Annotated in this window: 15 protein-coding genes and 1 pseudogene; 12 read left to right on the top strand and 4 right to left on the bottom strand. The window is 65.0% G+C overall.

Annotated features, from left to right (window positions below):
• Nucleotides 1–17: 17 nt before the first annotated feature.
• Nucleotides 18–1,085 (bottom strand): endo-1,4-beta-xylanase, encoded by a 1,068-nt coding sequence (locus QY049_RS25095; protein WP_194482843.1) that lies wholly within the window; start codon nucleotides 1,083–1,085, stop codon nucleotides 18–20.
• Nucleotides 1,086–1,185: 100 nt separating this feature from the next.
• Complete coding sequence (locus QY049_RS25090) at nucleotides 1,186–2,274, bottom strand: glycosyltransferase family 1 protein (protein WP_258765398.1); 1,089 nt, start codon at nucleotides 2,272–2,274, stop codon at nucleotides 1,186–1,188.
• A gap of 223 nt (nucleotides 2,275–2,497) precedes the next feature.
• On the opposite strand from QY049_RS25090, the gene QY049_RS25085 reads away from it, so the two are divergent.
• The gene (locus QY049_RS25085) at nucleotides 2,498–3,934 is read left to right on the top strand and encodes an oligosaccharide flippase family protein (protein WP_309493981.1); all 1,437 of its coding nucleotides are present in this window, start codon (nucleotides 2,498–2,500) and stop codon (nucleotides 3,932–3,934) included.
• Nucleotides 3,935–3,941: 7 nt separating this feature from the next.
• Here QY049_RS25085 and QY049_RS25080 read toward each other — a convergent pair whose 3' ends face one another.
• Entirely contained in the window at nucleotides 3,942–4,676 is a 735-nt protein-coding gene (locus tag QY049_RS25080) for an SDR family NAD(P)-dependent oxidoreductase (protein WP_258765400.1), read from the bottom strand.
• Between the two features lie 10 nt (nucleotides 4,677–4,686).
• Complete coding sequence (locus QY049_RS25075) at nucleotides 4,687–5,727, bottom strand: LacI family DNA-binding transcriptional regulator (RefSeq protein WP_258765401.1); 1,041 nt, start codon at nucleotides 5,725–5,727, stop codon at nucleotides 4,687–4,689.
• Between the two features lie 190 nt (nucleotides 5,728–5,917).
• Here QY049_RS25075 and QY049_RS25070 point away from each other — a divergent pair, with 190 nt between their 5' ends.
• The 11 genes and pseudogenes from QY049_RS25070 to QY049_RS25020 all read left to right on the top strand — a co-directional run bounded on the left by QY049_RS25070 (nucleotide 5,918) and on the right by QY049_RS25020 (nucleotide 15,866).
• On the top strand, nucleotides 5,918–7,216 hold the full coding sequence (locus QY049_RS25070; RefSeq protein ID WP_258765402.1) for an ABC transporter substrate-binding protein: 1,299 nt from the start codon (nucleotides 5,918–5,920) through the stop codon (nucleotides 7,214–7,216).
• 59 nt (nucleotides 7,217–7,275) lie between these two features.
• Nucleotides 7,276–8,163 (top strand): carbohydrate ABC transporter permease, encoded by an 888-nt coding sequence (locus QY049_RS25065; RefSeq protein ID WP_194477558.1) that lies wholly within the window; start codon nucleotides 7,276–7,278, stop codon nucleotides 8,161–8,163.
• Nucleotides 8,164–8,167: 4 nt separating this feature from the next.
• Nucleotides 8,168–8,995 (top strand): carbohydrate ABC transporter permease, encoded by an 828-nt coding sequence (locus QY049_RS25060; RefSeq protein WP_194477557.1) that lies wholly within the window; start codon nucleotides 8,168–8,170, stop codon nucleotides 8,993–8,995.
• 7 nt (nucleotides 8,996–9,002) lie between these two features.
• Nucleotides 9,003–10,007: a zinc-binding dehydrogenase gene (locus QY049_RS25055; protein WP_258765403.1), complete on the top strand. Its 1,005-nt coding sequence runs from the start codon at nucleotides 9,003–9,005 to the stop codon at nucleotides 10,005–10,007.
• A 6-nt stretch (nucleotides 10,008–10,013) separates the two neighbouring features.
• Complete coding sequence (locus QY049_RS25050) at nucleotides 10,014–11,087, top strand: ABC transporter ATP-binding protein (RefSeq protein WP_258765404.1); 1,074 nt, start codon at nucleotides 10,014–10,016, stop codon at nucleotides 11,085–11,087.
• Entirely contained in the window at nucleotides 11,084–12,043 is a 960-nt protein-coding gene (locus QY049_RS25045; protein WP_258765405.1) for a sugar kinase, read from the top strand. The genes QY049_RS25050 and QY049_RS25045 overlap by 4 nt, the downstream gene beginning before the upstream one ends.
• Nucleotides 12,040–13,077, top strand: a complete 1,038-nt coding sequence (locus tag QY049_RS25040; protein ID WP_258765406.1) for a tagatose 1,6-diphosphate aldolase — start codon at nucleotides 12,040–12,042, stop codon at nucleotides 13,075–13,077. The genes QY049_RS25045 and QY049_RS25040 overlap by 4 nt, the downstream gene beginning before the upstream one ends.
• Nucleotides 13,078–13,095: 18 nt before the next feature.
• Nucleotides 13,096–14,220 carry a mandelate racemase/muconate lactonizing enzyme family protein gene (locus QY049_RS25035; RefSeq protein WP_258765407.1) on the top strand — a complete coding sequence of 375 codons (1,125 nt, stop codon included), beginning with the start codon at nucleotides 13,096–13,098 and terminating at the stop codon, nucleotides 14,218–14,220.
• Nucleotides 14,221–14,260: 40 nt separating this feature from the next.
• A pseudogene (locus tag QY049_RS25030) lies at nucleotides 14,261–14,353 on the top strand (ABC transporter ATP-binding protein); the annotation flags it as partial.
• Between the two features lie 34 nt (nucleotides 14,354–14,387).
• On the top strand, nucleotides 14,388–14,579 hold the full coding sequence (locus QY049_RS25025; RefSeq protein WP_301270085.1) for a hypothetical protein: 192 nt from the start codon (nucleotides 14,388–14,390) through the stop codon (nucleotides 14,577–14,579).
• A gap of 93 nt (nucleotides 14,580–14,672) precedes the next feature.
• A complete protein-coding gene (locus QY049_RS25020; protein ID WP_301270079.1) occupies nucleotides 14,673–15,866 on the top strand; it encodes a CaiB/BaiF CoA-transferase family protein in 1,194 nt (397 codons plus the stop codon).
• Nucleotides 15,867–16,030 lie beyond the last annotated feature (164 nt).

Genomic DNA, 16,030 nt, shown 5'->3' with positions numbered 1-16,030 from the left:
TGCGGCCGCGCCGGGCCTTACACGTCCTTTGTAAACTTGCTGATCACGTCCATGAACCGCTTCGGCTTGAAATCGCCGTCGAGCGGCAGCGGACGGTTCGGCTGCTTGTCGGGGCGCTTGACGAAGCCGTTGATCCAGCTGTAGCGATCGGAAATGCCCCAGGTCAGGATCGAGCGTACCGGCCCGCTGGTCGAGATCGCCGTCAGGAGATCGTCGACGCGTTTGGCAACGATGGCATCGCGCTCCGACGGACTCCCCGTCAGCTTCTGGTCGTCGACGTCGAGCTCGGTGACGAAGACCTCGAGGCCCCACGAGCGCACTTCGGTGACGAACTCGGCGAGCCCGTGGGTGTCGATCTCGAGCTCGGCGTGCAGATGCGATTGCAGCCCGACCGCGTGCAGCGGCACGCCTTGGTCCAGCAGCTCCATGATGAGGTTGCGGTAAGCCGCGCGCTTGGCGATGAACGAGTCCTTCGCCGACTCGATGTCGTATTCGTTGATGGCGAGCTTGACGTAGGGATCGGCCGCCGCGGCCGTGCGGAATGCCAACGGAATCCAGCGACTACCCAGGTGCTGCGTCCAGAACGTGTCGCGCCGGTCGGTGACGCTCTTGGGATTGTCGGGGATGGGTTCGTTGACGACGTCCCAAGAGGTCAGCTTGTCCTTGTAGTAGGATACGACAGTGTTGATGTGATCGACGAAGGCGCGCTCGACGCCCTTCGAATCCTCGATCTGCTTGGTCCAGTCGGGAATGTCATGATACCAGGCGAGCGTATGGCCGCGCATGGTCAGGTCGTTCTTCTGCGCGAAATCCAGAATCGCGTCCGCGCGCTCGAACGCGAAGGTGTGCGCGTCCGGCCGCAGCACCGGCCATTTCAGCTCCAGCACCGGCACCACCTGCGTACAATAGGTGCTGATGGCTTCGCCGAGACGCGGATCGGCTTGCAGGTCCCATAGCGTGGCGGCCGCGCCGTAGCCCGGACGGCGCTGCACGAGTTTCGACACCGGCAGTGCCGACGCCGATGCGCCCGCCGCGAGCGCGGCGGCGCCGCCGAGGAGAAATTCGCGTCTGTCGAGCTTCATCAGATGGCCGCAGTCCTTCCGGAACCAACGCACCATCGTACCAAGCGGCGCCTTGCGATGCCGTGGTTTCCCTTTGTTGGGTTAACTTTTACGGACGGCCGTCTCAGCGCGTCTGGCGCTGCATCACCGCTTCAGCGATGCCGTAATAGTGAAGCGCACCCTTTTCGAGAGTGAGATTGTCCATCACATAATCGCGAGGTGCGAAGTCGCCCGCGCTCACATGCGACCAGAAGTCGCTCCAGCCTGCGACGAAGCCGGCCGCGTCGATGAACGTGCGGCCACAGCGTGCGTCGAAATAGGGCACGGAAGACACGCCGCCTTCGTATCTCACGCGATCCGGGAAATAATCCGGATCCTGCCACGGGCCACCGCGATCCCACGCGAACACTGGCACGCCGCTGGACAGCGCCTGCTGGCAGGCGATGCCCTGGCTCTCGTGCTCGCAGAGGAAGACCATGCTGCGGCAGCGCGCCAGCGCCGCCTTGTAGTCGTCTTCCTTGTAATGGCCGTAGCGGATCACTTCGACCGAGCGGCCGGTCGCTTCGAGATGCCGCCGGACCGGGCCGATCAGTTCGCTCTCGTAGCGCTCGTGTTCCCAGCGCACCTTGTCGTAAAGCAGCACGTCGACGCTCTTCTGCGCGGCCGGCGTTGGCGTCCACAAGTCGGTTTCGATGCCGACCGGCCACACCTCGACGTCAGGCCAGTATGGCCGGCACATCTCCGCATACCAGTTGCAGGGCACCAGGATCGTCCTCTCGTGCCGGTCCTGGTGACGCTCGGGCACGTCGATCGGATGGTTGTACATGACGACGCCGAGCAGGAGCGGGTTCTTCCATGCGAACCAGTCGAGCACGAACGGGCGCCCGAGGATGCAGGCGAGTTCCTCAGGATGCTTGCGGATGTAGCTGTAATCGTTGACGCGATAGGGAATCCCGACCCGGTCGAGCCCGGCGCAGAGATTGAGGAACACGCGACGCTGCCCGCTGATCCAGGATTTTCCGATCAGCATGCGCCGCAGCAGCGGCCGGACGTGGCGGTCGCCCGGAAACCAGCGGTCAGCCCGCTCCTCGAAGAACAAATTGAGCGTCATCCGCTCGCCTCCGTCCGCAGGGGAGGCCGGGACCAGGGACGCATCCGTCCCGCCATGGGGCAGGGAGGCTGGATTTGCTCGCAAACGTTCGACAACGTCCATCTTAGTCACGTCCACGCATTAACCAAACGCCGGGCGACGCCTTGGAATCATGGTTTCTTTTCGGTGATCGCGAGGGCCCGTTCAAGGACAGGGCAAATTTAACGCTAACGCGCGAAACCTGCCGCCCCGCCCCATTCGCGGTCCGATTTGCAGACTTATGTGACACTCTTGGGAGATGCTGCGACGCAGTCCAATCGCCAAGGGCCGCCAGTCCCGTGCACGCATGCTGAACCGCCATTTCTCCATTTACCTCGTCAGCTACATCCTGTCCGCAGCGGTCGGCTTCTTCGCCGTCACCGCCTATACGCGGCTGCTAACGCCGGCGGAGTACGGCGTCTATGTCGTCGGCATGAGCATTGCGGGCATTCTGGGCGCGATCTTCTTCGCCTGGATCAAGCTGTCGGTGTCGCGCTATCAGGCGATGTCCGCGGAGGCGGATTTTCGCGGCACGGCGATGGTCGCGTTTGCGCTGACCGTCCTCGCAATGTGCGCGGCGACGCCACTTGTATTCCTGTTTCGCGGCGACGTCGGCGTCGAGCTGGTGCTCGCCAGCATGTTCGTCGCGATCATGTCGAACGGGTTCGACGTCGGCCAGGAGTTCGAACGCGCCAAATTTCGGCCGTTTCGGTTCGCGGCGATTGCGATCGTGCGCAGCGTGTCGAGCGTCGGCTTCGGCCTGCTCGGGATCTGGCTTGGTTGGGGCGGCATGGGCCTGCTCGGGGCATTCGGCCTCGGCTCGCTCGCCGGGATCATCCTCAATCTCGTCAGCGATCGCGCCAGGATAGCAAGCTTTTCGCGCAGCCAATTCATGCAGCTCGCGCGCTATGGCCTGCCGTTGACGCTGGCAGGGCTCTCGGTTGCGGTCTACTCGGCCAGCGACCGGCTCATCGTTGCCTATCTGCTCGGTAAGGATTCCGCCGGCATCTTCGGCGTCGCTGCCGATCTGCCGCGCCAGTTCATGGTCATGATCGCCACCAGCGTCGCCGCGGCCACCGTGCCGCTGGTGTTCCGCTCGCTGTCGGAGAAGAACGGCGACACGACGCGGGAACGGCTGACCGAGAGCCTCGAACTGCTGCTCGTCGTCGTTGCGCCCGTCGCGGTCTGGCTTGCGCTCGGCGCTGACCAGGTCGTCGGCACGCTCGTCGGCGTCGATTTTCGCGCCGGCGTGTCCGCGCTGCTGCCGACGCTGGTGCTCGCTCGCTTCTTCGGCATCGCCAATCAGTTCTACGTCCAGCTCAGCTTCCAGCTCGCCGAGCGACCGTTCATGCTGGCGGCGCAGTCGTTCCTCACTCTGGTTCTCAGCGTGGTGTTGATGTTCTCGCTGGTTGCAGGCTACGGCATCTACGGCGCGGCGCTGGCGACGCTCGCCACCGAGGTGATCGGCTTCGTCGTCGCCGTCGTGCTGATGCACCGGGCCCATCCCTTGCCGTTCGACGTCATCAGGCTCGCCGGTATCGCTGCGTCCGCCGTGGCGATGGCAGGAGCAATCTTCATCGCGCGTTCGCAGGTCGGCGGCACCGGTATCGTGGCGCTGATGATCGTGAGCGCTTCCGGCGGTCTCGCTTACGTCACCGCGGCGTGGCTGCTTAACGTCGCGAACGTACGGACGCTGTCGCTGCGCTTCCTGCGGACGTTCAATCGCAAGGCGCTGGGCGTCTAGCGCCCCGTTACCCCGCCAGAAAGCCTCCATCCACCGCAATGACGGTACCGGTCGCGTATTGCGAGGCCGGCATGCAGAGGAAGGCAACCGCTCCTGCAATGTCCTCCGGCTGTCCCCATCGCTTGAACGCGGTACGATCGGCGATGCGCTGATAATGCGCAAGGTCGGTCCGGCCGGCGGCGTTGATCGCGGTCTCGATGTAGCCGGGCGCCACCGCGTTGACGCGGATGCCCTCCTCGGCCCACTTCAAAGCCAGCGCCTTGGTCAGCATCACGACGCCGCCCTTGCTGGCGCAATAGGCCGGAATGCGCGGCAGCGCCAGCGTCGCGTTCATCGAGGCGATGTTGACGATCGCCCCCTTGGACTTCGACAGCATCGGGTGGAACGCCATGCAGGTCCGAAACGTGCCGGTCAGATTGACGTCGATCACCTTCATGAAGGTCTCGATCTCGAATTCCTTGTCGCGCGCGAGAATGCCGGCGCAATTCACCAGCGCGTCGACGCGCTTGTGCCGGCTCGCGAAGGACGTCACGGCCGCGTCTTCGGTTACGTCGAGCGCCGCAAGCGTCAGCCCCGCGCGCGGCTCGAGCAGGGTGCGCGCGAGCTCGGCTTCGTTTGCGCCGGTTGCCGTGACCGTCGCGCCGAGATCGCAAAGCTGGTTGCTGATCGCAGCGCCAATGTCGCCGGCGCCGCCGATCACGACGGCATGAAAGCCGGGCGCGAGTGAGAAGTTCGAACTCATCTTGGGGGTCTCACGTGAGGGATTTCGGTGGCGGAGCCGTCGATTCACGGACCACCAGCGAGAAGTCGATCTCTCGATGCATGATGGTCTGCTCGCCGGCGAGGCTCCGAACCAGATATTCGCCGGCGCGCTGCCAGGTTTCCCCGGTCGGAACGTGGATCGTGGTCAGACTCGGTCGCAGATGGCGGCTCCAGTCGAGGTCGTCGAAGCCGATCACCGACAGATCGCGCGGCACCGAGAATCCGTCGCGCTCGGCCTCGAGCAGCACGCCGTAGGCGATGACGTCGTTGCCGCACAACACGGCGGTGGGACGGTCCTTCAGGTTCAGGAGATAGCGCGCCGCCTCGCGCGCGTCGTCCAGCGTATAGGGCACTTCGACGTGCCATTGCGCAGGCAGCTCGATCCCGTTCTCCGCGAGCGCACGGCGAAAGCCGGCGACACGGGCGCTGGCGCGATCGTTGTTGCGCTGGAGCGCCGAGACGATCCCGATGCGACGATGGCCGAGCTCGATGACGTGCGCGGCGGCGCGATGGGCGGCGGCTTCATTGTCGGTGCCGACGCAGGGATAGGGCCGGTCAGGCTGGTAGATGCCGACATTGATGAACGGTGTCGCATTGTCCGCCAGCAGCTTTCGCAGGCCGTCGTGGTGGCAGTCGCCGCGCAGCACGAGGCCGTCGACACCGCGGCTGATGAGGTTGCGCGCCTGCTGTAACTCGACGTCGAGATCGTATCCGCTGGTGGTGAGAAACAGCATGTATCCGACCGAAGATAGATACTGCTGCAGCGAGGCGATGCCGCGCGCGAACATCGTGTTGTCGATCGTCGGCACGATCGCACCCAAGGTGCGGGAACGGCGCGACGACAAAATGCGCGCGGGCGCATGCGGGATGTAGCCGAGCGCATCGATGGCCTGTTCGATCCTCGCACGCAGCGACGGGCTGACCGCATCGGGATTGTTGAGCGCGCGCGAGACCGAGGCCGTCGAGACGCCGGCCCGGGCCGCTACTGCGCGAATCCCCTGTTTTGCAGATTTGGCGTTGGTCAATCTCATGAATGTAACGTTACATGATGCGGCGCGAACCGCCAAGTGCGACAACTTTGCAAATTATCCGCGGATTATGCGGCTTGTCCATCGCTTGACACGGCCGATGCGAGGTCTATTTTGTAACCGTTTTCAGTGAAGCTCAAATGCGTTCAAAATGGTCCGCCAAGTTAAGGCGGACAGCCGGGAGGAGAGTTCGATGAAGGCCAGGATGCTCGCGACGCATGTCGCATTGCCCGTTCTCGCGATGGCCGTCGGTGCGCAGGCGCACGCGGCCGATTTCGACTGGATGAAATTCAAAGGCAAGACCGTCACCTTTCTCGCCAACAACAATCCGGTCTCGCAGGCGCTGCTGACCTACAAGGCGGATTTCGAGAAGTTGACCGGCATGACCCTGAAGGTCGACGGGTATCAGGAACAGCAGATGCGCCAGCGTCTGGTGACGGTCATGAACGCGAACAGCGACGAAGTCGACGTGTTCATGACGCTGCCCTCGCGCGAGGGCGAGCAGTTCGCTGCCGCCGGCTGGTACGGCGATCTCACCGCGATGGCGAAGAGCGAGGTCGCCAAGGACTACGATCCGAACGGGCTGAGCCAGGCCCTGCTCAAGGCCGCGACCTTCAACGGCAAACTTACCAGCATGCCGATGAACATCGAGGGCCCGATCTTCTATTACCGCACCGATATCTTCAAGAAGTGCGGTCTCGAGGCGCCGAAGACGATCAAGGACGTCGAGGCTGCGGCTGAGAAGATAAAGGCTTGCGACAGTTCGGTGACGCCGTTCGTCTCGCGCGGCCTCAAGCCCGCCGTCGCCTACACCTTCAGCAACATGCTGCACAATATCGGCGGCACCTACATCGCCAACGGCAAGTCGAACCTGTGCTCGGCCAAGGGCAAGGAAACACTCGACACCTATAGCCGCCTGCTGCGCGACTTCGGGCCGCCCGGTGTCGTCAACTACAGCTTCCAGCAGATTTCCGCGCTGTATCGCAGCGGTCGCGCCGCGATGGCGTTCGAATCGTCCAACGAGCTGCGCACGGTGATGGACGGCGGCGCGCGTCTGAAGGACACGGGCCTGTTGCCGTTCCCGGCGGGAGAAGCCGGCCAGGTGCCGACCACGATCGGCTGGGGCATGGCGGTGTCCTCGCACAGCAAGCAGCCGGACGCCGCCTGGTACTTCGTGCAATGGGCGACCAGCCCCGAAGTGCAGAAGAAGATGGCTCTGCAGGGCATTGCGCCGCCGCGTCCGTCGGTCGCCAAGGACCCCGAGTATCGCAAGTGGATCGATGAAGAGCCGGTGCGCAAGGAATGGCAGGCCGCGCTCGACGTGCTCGCCACGAAGGGCTCCTCCGAGGTCGGCTATCCCATCGTCGCCAATCCGGAGTCGCGCGAGTTCATCGGTCAAGCGGTGCAGGATCTGATCCTGAAGCAGAAGTCGGTTGACCAGGCCTGCGCCGATGCCGACAAGGCGCTCGATGCGCTGATCGCCCAGAAGTAACGGCCTGACGCCGGCAGGCGTGCTGCCTGCCGGCACCTCACTCCCAGGGAAGCGGACGCATGTCTGATACGGCTGCGACATTCACGCAGGACCGGCAGAGGCTGGAGATGGCAGCGCTCTCCGCGCCGGCCGTGATCTTCACGGTCGCGATGATCGCGTTTCCCGTCGTCTACACGATCTGGCTCGGCTTCCAGACGTTCTCCTCGACCGGCAGGCAGTCCTTTGCCGGCCTCGCCAATTATTCGAAGCTGATCTCCGACGTCGAATTCTGGCACGGGCTTTGGATCACGATCGCGCTGTTCGTGCTGTCGTTGGCGCTCCAACTCGTCTTCGGCGTCTGGCTCGCGCTGGTGTTGTTTCACGCCAAGCGCCTGCCCGGCATCGTGCGCTCGCTGTTCATCTCGCCCTTCATGATGCCGCCTGTCGTGGCCGGCATGATGTGGCTCGTGATCCTCGATCCGTCGCTGGGCGCCGCCAATTACATCCTCCAGGCGGTCGGCCTGCCGCCGTCGGATTGGCTGGCCTCGCCGACATGGGTCGTTCCGACCGTCGCGCTGATCGACAGCTGGCAGTGGACGCCTTACGTCGCCTTGATCGTGCTGGGCGGATTGCAGTCCCTGCCGCCGAGCGTCTACGAGGCCGCGCAGATCGACGGCGCATCCCCGTTCAGGACCTTCCAGCGCATCACGCTGCCGCTGCTGCTGCCGACCATCGTCACCGCGGCTATCCTGCGCAGCGTCGATCTCCTGCGCTTCTTCGACATCATCTACATCACTACACAGGGCGGTCCCGGCAACGCCTCGAACACGCTCAACATCTACGGCTTCCGGGTCGGCTTCGAATTCTTCAACATCGGCTATGCCAGCGCTCTGATGCTGACGCTGACGGCGATCGTGTTCGGTGCCGTGCTCGCCTTCAATCGCCTGCGCGGCGCAGTGGCGTGGTGACGTCATGAACGATGCCGCCAACACCGACCGCTGGATCCGCTGGCTCAACACCCTGCAGCTCGTGCTCGCCGGCGTGCTGATCATGGCGCCGACGGTCTGGATGGTGCTGTCTTCGTTCAAGCCGTCCTTCGAGGTCACGGCCTATCCGCCGACGCTGGTCTTCTCGCCGACGCTGGACAATTACGTCGAGCTGACCAAGACGACTCCGTTCCTGAGCTACGCGCTCAACAGCCTCATCGTCACCGTCGGCTCGACCGCGCTCGGGCTGCTGTTTGGAGTCCCCGCCGCCTTCGCCGTCTCCTGGACGCGGATCTCGTGGCCGGCGATCCTGACGCTCGCCGCGCGCATGGCGCCCGGCACGCTGTTCCTGTTGCCGTGGTACGTCATGTTCCGGCAGGTCGGCATGATCGGTTCCTACACCGCGCTGGTCCTCAGCCATGCCGTGATCACGCTGCCGATCGTGATCTGGGTCCTGCTGCCGTCCTTCGACGGCATCCCGCGCAGCGTGTTCGAAGCGGCGCAGGTCGATGGATGCAGCGTCACGCGCATCCTCTGGCGCATCGCGCTGCCACTGGTGGCGTCCGGCGTCGCGGTCTCGGCGATCCTCGCTTTCGTGTTCTCCTGGAACTACTTCCTGTTTGCGCTGGTGCTCTCCAATGGCGACACCAAGACGCTGATCGCGGCGGCCTTCAACTTCATCGGCGAAGGCTCGACGCAGTGGGGCGCCCTCATGGCCGCGGCGACGCTGATCGCCTTGCCGCCACTGGTGCTGGCGGCTCTGGTTCAGCGCTGGCTGGTGTCCGGACTGACGCTCGGCGCGGTGAAAGGCTAGGTATCCGATGAAGACATCTCCCCGACCGAATTCGATCATGCAGGCCGCGGTCTTCCACGGCAACGACCGCATCACGATCGAGCGCGTGGCCATGCCCGATGTCGGCACCGGCGAGGTGCTGGTCCGCGTCTCGCGCACCGCGCTGTGCGGCTCGGACTTCAAGCTCTGGCACAAGGGCGCCGAGTTCACGGCCGGCCACGAGATCTTCGGCGTCGTCGAGCAGCCGGGTCACCGTCTGCATGGCCGGCGCTGCGCCGTCTACATCCCCCTGCACTGCGACCGCTGCGCCGCCTGCAGGCGCGGCGACACCCAGATGTGCCTGGAGGTCTCCAGCCTGATCGGCTGGAACAGGCCGGGCGGCTATGCCGAATATGTGCCGGTGCCGGAAAACTGCCTGTTGCCGGTCCCCGATGATATCGAGGACAGCCTTGCGCCGCTGCTGCTCGACACCATCGGCACATCGGGCCATGCCGTGCGCTTCGTCAGTCGCGTGGTGCCGCCGCGAGAGGCCGGACCGGTGCTCGTGATGGGCGCGGGACCTGTCGGCCTCGGCGTCGTGCTGGCGCTTCGCGCGCTCGGCTATGACGATATCCATGTCGCCGATCCCAACGCCGCGCGACTGAAGATTGCGCAATCGTTCGGCGCGAATGCGCACCCGGTCGGCGATACCTCGAAGCGCTTTGCGCTCATCATGGAATGCTCGGGCGCGCACGCCGCGCGCAATCTCGGCATCGAGCTCGTCCTGCCGCGCGGCGCGCTGGTGCTGGTCGGCGAGAACGCCGCACCCTGGACCATCGAGGAAGGGAAGGTGTTCCGCCGCAAGGATTTCTACATGATCCGGACCTTCTACTTCCCGGTGTCGGATTTCGAGCCGAATGTCGAGCTGCTGCGCAAGTACAAGGACGAATACCGCGTCCTCGTCGACGGCGAGTTCGGCCTCTCGGCGCTTCCTGAGAATTTCGCCCGCTTCGCCAAGGGCGAGCTGATCAAGCCTGTGCTGGCGCTGGACTGAGCGATCATGGCCTCGATCTCGATCCGCAACCTCGTCAAACGCTACGGCAATTTCACCGTGATTCCCGATCTCAATCTGGAGATCGCGGACCACGAGTTCGTCGTGTTCGTCGGCCCGTCCGGCTGCGGCAAGTCGACCTTGCTGCGGATCATCGCGGGCCTCGAGCCGATCTCGTCGGGCGATCTCTACATCGGCGACGTCCGCGTCAACGGCGTGCAAGCCGCGCAGCGCGACATCGCCATGGTATTCCAGGATTACGCGCTCTATCCGCATATGAGCGTCTACCACAATATGTCGTTCGCGTTGGAACTGCGGGGCACGCCGAAGGCCGAGATTGACGGGCGGGTGAAGCGGGCCGCGGAACTGCTGCACATCGAGCCTTATCTGGGCCGCAAGCCGAAGGAGCTCTCGGGCGGGCAGCGCCAACGCGTCGCCATGGGCCGCGCGATCGTGCGTAACCCCAAGGCTTTCCTGTTCGACGAGCCGCTGTCCAACCTGGACGCAAAACTGCGAGGGCAGGTGCGCGCCGAGATCAAGGCCCTCTCGCAGGAGCTGAAGACCACCATGGTCTTCGTCACCCACGACCAGATCGAAGCCATGACCATGGCAGACCGCATCGTCGTGCTCCAGAGCGGCACGATCCAGCAATACGACACGCCTGAGGCGGTCTATGAGCGGCCGGCCAATCAGTTCGTCGCAGGCTTCATCGGTTCGCCCGCGATGAACTTCTTCCCGGTCGAGTGGCGCCAGCAGTCCGCGGTTCTCTCGCAGAGTGGCGCTGCGGTGCCGCTGGATGGTGAGGCCGCGGGCCGTCTGCGTCAGGCCGGCAACGGTGTGCTCGGCATTCGCCCCGAACATTTCGCCGTGGCGGCGGATTCCGCCGATGGTCTCGCCATCGACGTCAAGCTGGTCGAGCCGCTCGGTTCGGACACGCTGATCCATTTCGAGCTCGCCGGTGTCTCCGCCATCGCGCGGGTCGATCCGGCGCTGCGGCCGAAGGTCGGCGATCGCGTCACCCTGCGTCCGCAGCCGGGCAAGACGCATCTGTTCGATGCAACCAATGGGCAGGTCTTGCGGTGAGCGCGTCGGCCAACATCGTTGACCTCTCGGCGCTGGCGGAAGTTGCGTCCAGAGCCAGGCCGGTGCACGTGATCTGCCTGGGGCTGTCCGCGCTCGATCAGGTCTGGCGCGTCGGTCGGCCGTTCGCAGGCGGAAGCGAGAAGATCAAGGCCGTCGCCTACGGCACGCTCGGTGGCGGCATGGCCGCCAATGCGAGCGTCGCGGTGGCGAAGCTCGGCGCATCCGTCGCGTTCTGGGGGCGGGCAGGGCATGACGCCGCCGGCCACGAGATGAAGTCGGCCTTCACCGCTGAAGGCGTCGATGTCGAAAACTTTCGGCTGTTTGCCGATGGCCGCTCGTCCGTCTCGGGAATCATCGTCGATAGCAGCGGTGAGCGGCAGATCGTGAACTTTCGCGGGCTCTATCCCGAAGCCGCGGATTGGCTTCCGCTCGAAGCCGTCGCGCGCGCATCCTCCGTGCTGGCCGACCCGCGCTGGGTCGAGGGCGCCGCGACGCTGTTCCGGGAAGCGCGAGCGCGTGGCATCCCGACCGTACTCGATGGCGACGTGGCGGATGCCGACGTGTTCGAGCGGCTGCTGCCGCTGACCGACCATGCGGTCTTCTCCGAGCCTGCGCTCACCGCCTTTGCCGGCTCTGCGAAGGACGAGTCCCTCGCAGCGCTCGCCCGCTTCGGCTGCCGTGTCATCGCTGTGACGCGCGGCGAGGGCGGCGTGAACTGGTACGAGAACGGCCGGCTGCACCGGCAGGCCGCCTACACCGTCGACGTCGTCGATACCACGGGCGCGGGCGACGTCTTCCACGGCGCTTACGCGCTCGCGATCGGCGCCGGTCTCGACGTGCGTGCCGCCATGGCGTTTTCGGCGGCCACGGCCGCCATGAAATGCCGCCACGCCGGCGGCCGCAACGGAATCCCCACCATCAACGAGTGTCTTGTATTCATGAGGACGAAGCCATGAGAACGATTGGAAAGAACCGCGGCCTGGCACGGCTTGCTGACGCGGATGGCCACTTTCGCATGGTCGCATTGGACCAGCGGCCGCCATTGTTCGATGCCATCGCCAAGGCAAAAGGCATCACGCGGGACCAGGTCGAATATTCCGACGTCACGGCGGCCAAGCGACTTCTGGTCGAGAACCTCGCACCGCATTGCAGCTCCATGCTGTTCGATCCGAACTTTGCCGTGCCCGCCGCAATCGACCTGCTGCCGCCGCGCTGCGGCCTGATCATGACGCTGGAAGAGCATCGCGTCGAGGAGACCGCGGGCGGCCGCAAGTCGCGCGCGATCACCAATTGGAGCGTCGACAAGATCCGCGCGATGGGCGGCGACGCGGTCAAGGTGCTGGCGTGGTACCGTCCGGACGCCGATGCCGCTGTCAACGAGCACCAGAAGACCTTCGTGCGCGAGATCGGCGAGGACTGCGCCCGCCACGACATTCCCTACGTCCTGGAGCTGCTGGTCTATCCGTTCCTCGGCAGCGCCAATCACACCGCCGACTACGTGGAATCGCCCGGCAAGCTGCCCGGTCTCGTCATCGACAGCGTGCGCGAGTTCGCCAAGCCCGAATACGGCGTCGATCTCCTCAAGCTGGAGAGCCCGCTTGCCGCCAACAGCCTGCCGGCCCGTGACGGCAGCGCCGAAGCAAAAGCCGCACAGAAGGAATTCGATGCGATCGGCGATATCTGCCGCGACCGCAGCATCCCCTGGGTGTTGTTGTCGGGGGGCGCCGCGCCCGAGAAATTCGAGCGCGTGCTCGACTACTCCTATGCTGCGGGCGCGAGCGGGTTCCTGGCGGGCCGCACCATCTGGCTCGATGCCGTGCTGAAGAACTTCCCGGACCGCGCCGCGGTCTCGGCGAGCCTGCGCAAGGATGGCCTCAACGTGCTGGAGCGGCTCAACAGGCTGACGACGGCCAAGGGTGCGGCCTGGAAGGCGCGCTTTCCCGTCTTCGCCGACATCAAGCAGGAAGGTGACTTCGCGCGCGCCTATTGAGATGGTAGAGGCTGCAAGATGACCGACAGCTTCACCATCCGCTCGATCGAGGCCTTCTGCTATCGCTACCCGCTGGCGACGCCCGTGGTGACGTCGTTCGGCAAGATGCTCAACCGTCCCGCCGTCTTCGTCCGGGTGATCGACGAAGACGGGGTCGAGGGATGGGGCGAGGCCTGGTCCAACTTCCCCGCACCGGGCGCGGAGCATCGCGGCCGGCTCGTGAATGAAGTGCTCGCACCCGGCCTCGTCGGTCGCAGGTTCGACCGTCCCGCTCAGGCCTTCGACGTCCTGACCAAAGGCACCGAGGTGCTCGCCCTTCAATGCGGCGAGCCCGGTCCGTTCGCGCAAGCGATTTCAGGCATCGATCTCGCGCTGTGGGATCTCGTTGCCCGGCGGCAGCAGGTGCCGCTGTGGCGGCTGCTCGGCGGCCAGTCGCGCAGGATCAAGGTCTACGCCAGCGGCATCAATCCCGGCGGCGCCGCGCGGACGGCCGAAGCAGCGCTCGAGCGCGGCCATCGAGCGCTGAAGCTGAAGGTCGGATTCGGTGCCGAGACCGATCTTGCCAACCTCTCAGCACTGCGTGCCATCGTCGGCGCCGGCATGCTTGCCGCCGATGCCAATCAGGGTTGGTCGGTGGATCAGGCATTGGAGATGCTGCCGCGGCTCTCCGCTTTCGATCTGCGCTGGCTGGAGGAGCCGATCCGTGCCGACCGCCCGCGCGAGGAATGGCGCAGGCTGCATGCGAGCGCGAAGATGCCGATCGCTGCGGGTGAGAACATCTCCAGCGTCGCAGGATTCCACGAAGCTCTCGCCGAAAACGTGCTTGGCGTGGTTCAGCCCGACATCGCGAAGTGGGGCGGGCTCAGCGCCTGCGCTCGACTGGCGCACGATATTCTGAAGTCGGGCAAGACATTCTGTCCGCATTATCTCGGTGGCGGCATCGGATTGCTTGCCTCGGCGCATCTGCTCGCCGGCGCCGGCGGCGATGGCTGGCTCGAGGTCGACGCCAATGACAATCCGCTGCGCGATTTGTTCTGCGGTGCCGTCGCTGATGTGACGGATGGTACGATTGTTCTCGGCGAGGAGCCGGGGCTCGGGTTCACGCCTGATTTGTCGGGCATCGCGGACTATCGCAGCCTTTGACGAGCGCAGTCACGACGCGATCCGTGCGAATTCCCCCTGGCGGTCTATTCTGACGAACTGCCGGTCGCTGATAGGCGATCCTGGTTTGATCATGATCGACGAGCCGACCGAAGGGCTCGCGCCGCTGATCGTGGACGTCGAGCGCGGCCATGCGAGCCCGTGCGTCGATGCGCTATGCCAGGGAAGGAGATACCGCGCATGCCCGGCCAAACATTCAAGTTCGTCGGCGGAGCCGTCGCTCTGCTCGTCGTCATGGGCGTTGCACCCCGGTCGAGCAGGTGACGCCGATCCGCCAGTTGCAGATGGGGCGGTTCAACGGAAAATCCTGGGAGCTGTTCGGCGACGTGCTGGGCGAGTAGTCTCGACCTATCGTGGCGGGCGGGCAGGGCGTTGGCCTTTCCCGCCTCCCACCGCCCACCCGTGATTGCTTCCTCCAACAGCAGTGATGACATATGACGACACCGACCGGCCCTCTGAGCGGCATTCGCGTTCTTGATCTCACGAGCGTGTTGTTCGGTCCCTATGCCGCGCAGATGCTCGGCGACTGGGGCGCCGATGTCATCAAGATCGAGCCGCCGTCGGGCGACACCTGGCGCTACACCGGCGTGTTCCGGAACCGCGGCATGAGCGGTCAGTTCATGGCTGTCAACCGCAACAAGCGCAGTCTCGCGCTCGATTTGAAGCATCCGGACGGCAAGGCGGCGCTTGCAAGGCTGATCCCGACGGTCGACGCGCTCGTCACCAATGTGCGCCCCGCCGCGATGGCGCGGCTCGGCTTTGGTTACGCCGACTGCGCAAAGCTCAACCCGCGGCTGATCTATGCCGCGGCGACCGGCTTCGGCCAGGACGGCCCCTGGGCGGCACGCCCGGCCTTCGACGAGATCATCCAGGCGGCCTCGGGTCTCGCATCGTCGATCGGATCGGACGAGAAGCCGGAATTCGTCCCCAGCCTGATCGGTGACAAGATCTGCGCGATGGCGATGGTTGGCGCCGTCTCTGCGGCTCTGTTCCGGCGCGAGCGCACCGGGAAGGGCCAGATGGTCGAGGTGCCGATGCTGGAGACGATCGCCGGCTTCAACAGCATCGAGATGCTGGGCGGCCACGCCTTCGATCCGCCGATCGGGCCGACCGGCTACAAGCGGATGAAGAACCGGCGTCCGGTCAGGACAAAGGACGGCTGGCTGACGATGCTGCCCTATTCCGGCGACAATTGGTGCGCCTTCTTCGAGGCCGTTGGTCGCCCTGAATTGAGCGACGAACTCGGGGTGCGCGACCCCGTGCGGCGCTCGCAGAACATCGACAAGATCTACGACCGCATGAGCGAGATCGGGCCGACCCGCACCACTGCGGAGTGGGAGGAACTCTTGCTGCGGCTCGACGTGCCGCACACCGCGTTTGCCAAATTGACCGAGATCGGCGAGCAGCCGCATCTCGAGGCCGTCGGCTTGTTTGCGGAGATCGATCATCCCACGGAAGGCCGCATACGGCAGGCACGGCCCGCGACCAGGTTCTCCGAAAGCTCGGCCGGCATCCACCGCATGGCGCCGCGCCTTGGTGAACATTCGCGCGAAGTGTTGCGCGAAGCCGGCCTGAGTGACGCCGAAATCGAAGCGCTGGTGGAGAACAAGGCCGTTGGCGCCCCGTAGGACCTGTTCATCCTCCGATAGTTTGCTCTTCGCCGTTGCCGGCCGGCGATGCGGCCATGTCCTGACCTCTGTGATTCCGGTCACACCCTGTTCCGCGACGCCTCCGACGGACATTCCGCCGCAGCTCGCCCGTCAGCTTCAGGCCAGCCGCGGCCGCGGACTGC

Source organism: Bradyrhizobium sp. WYCCWR 13022 (genome assembly GCF_030435535.1).
GTDB lineage: Bacteria > Pseudomonadota > Alphaproteobacteria > Rhizobiales > Xanthobacteraceae > Bradyrhizobium.
Note: the sequence above shows the minus strand (reverse complement) of the source record. Positions and strands in the feature narration are given on the sequence as shown.

Excerpts from the sequence above, each read along its gene's own strand:
- QY049_RS25060 (WP_194477557.1), top strand. The coding sequence starts at position 8,168 with ATGAACGATGCCGCCAACACCGACCGCTGGATCCGCTGGCTCAACACC.
- QY049_RS25050 (WP_258765404.1), top strand. The coding sequence starts at position 10,014 with ATGGCCTCGATCTCGATCCGCAACCTCGTCAAACGCTACGGCAATTTC.
- QY049_RS25065 (WP_194477558.1), top strand. The coding sequence starts at position 7,276 with ATGTCTGATACGGCTGCGACATTCACGCAGGACCGGCAGAGGCTGGAG.
- QY049_RS25090 (WP_258765398.1), bottom strand. The coding sequence starts at position 2,274 with ATGGACGTTGTCGAACGTTTGCGAGCAAATCCAGCCTCCCTGCCCCAT.
- QY049_RS25020 (WP_301270079.1), top strand. The coding sequence starts at position 14,673 with ATGACGACACCGACCGGCCCTCTGAGCGGCATTCGCGTTCTTGATCTC.
- QY049_RS25040 (WP_258765406.1), top strand. The coding sequence starts at position 12,040 with ATGAGAACGATTGGAAAGAACCGCGGCCTGGCACGGCTTGCTGACGCG.
- QY049_RS25085 (WP_309493981.1), top strand. The coding sequence starts at position 2,498 with ATGCTGAACCGCCATTTCTCCATTTACCTCGTCAGCTACATCCTGTCC.
- QY049_RS25035 (WP_258765407.1), top strand. The coding sequence starts at position 13,096 with ATGACCGACAGCTTCACCATCCGCTCGATCGAGGCCTTCTGCTATCGC.
- QY049_RS25055 (WP_258765403.1), top strand. The coding sequence starts at position 9,003 with ATGAAGACATCTCCCCGACCGAATTCGATCATGCAGGCCGCGGTCTTC.
- QY049_RS25025 (WP_301270085.1), top strand. The coding sequence starts at position 14,388 with ATGCGCTATGCCAGGGAAGGAGATACCGCGCATGCCCGGCCAAACATT.
- QY049_RS25070 (WP_258765402.1), top strand. The coding sequence starts at position 5,918 with ATGAAGGCCAGGATGCTCGCGACGCATGTCGCATTGCCCGTTCTCGCG.
- QY049_RS25080 (WP_258765400.1), bottom strand. The coding sequence starts at position 4,676 with ATGAGTTCGAACTTCTCACTCGCGCCCGGCTTTCATGCCGTCGTGATC.
- QY049_RS25075 (WP_258765401.1), bottom strand. The coding sequence starts at position 5,727 with ATGAGATTGACCAACGCCAAATCTGCAAAACAGGGGATTCGCGCAGTA.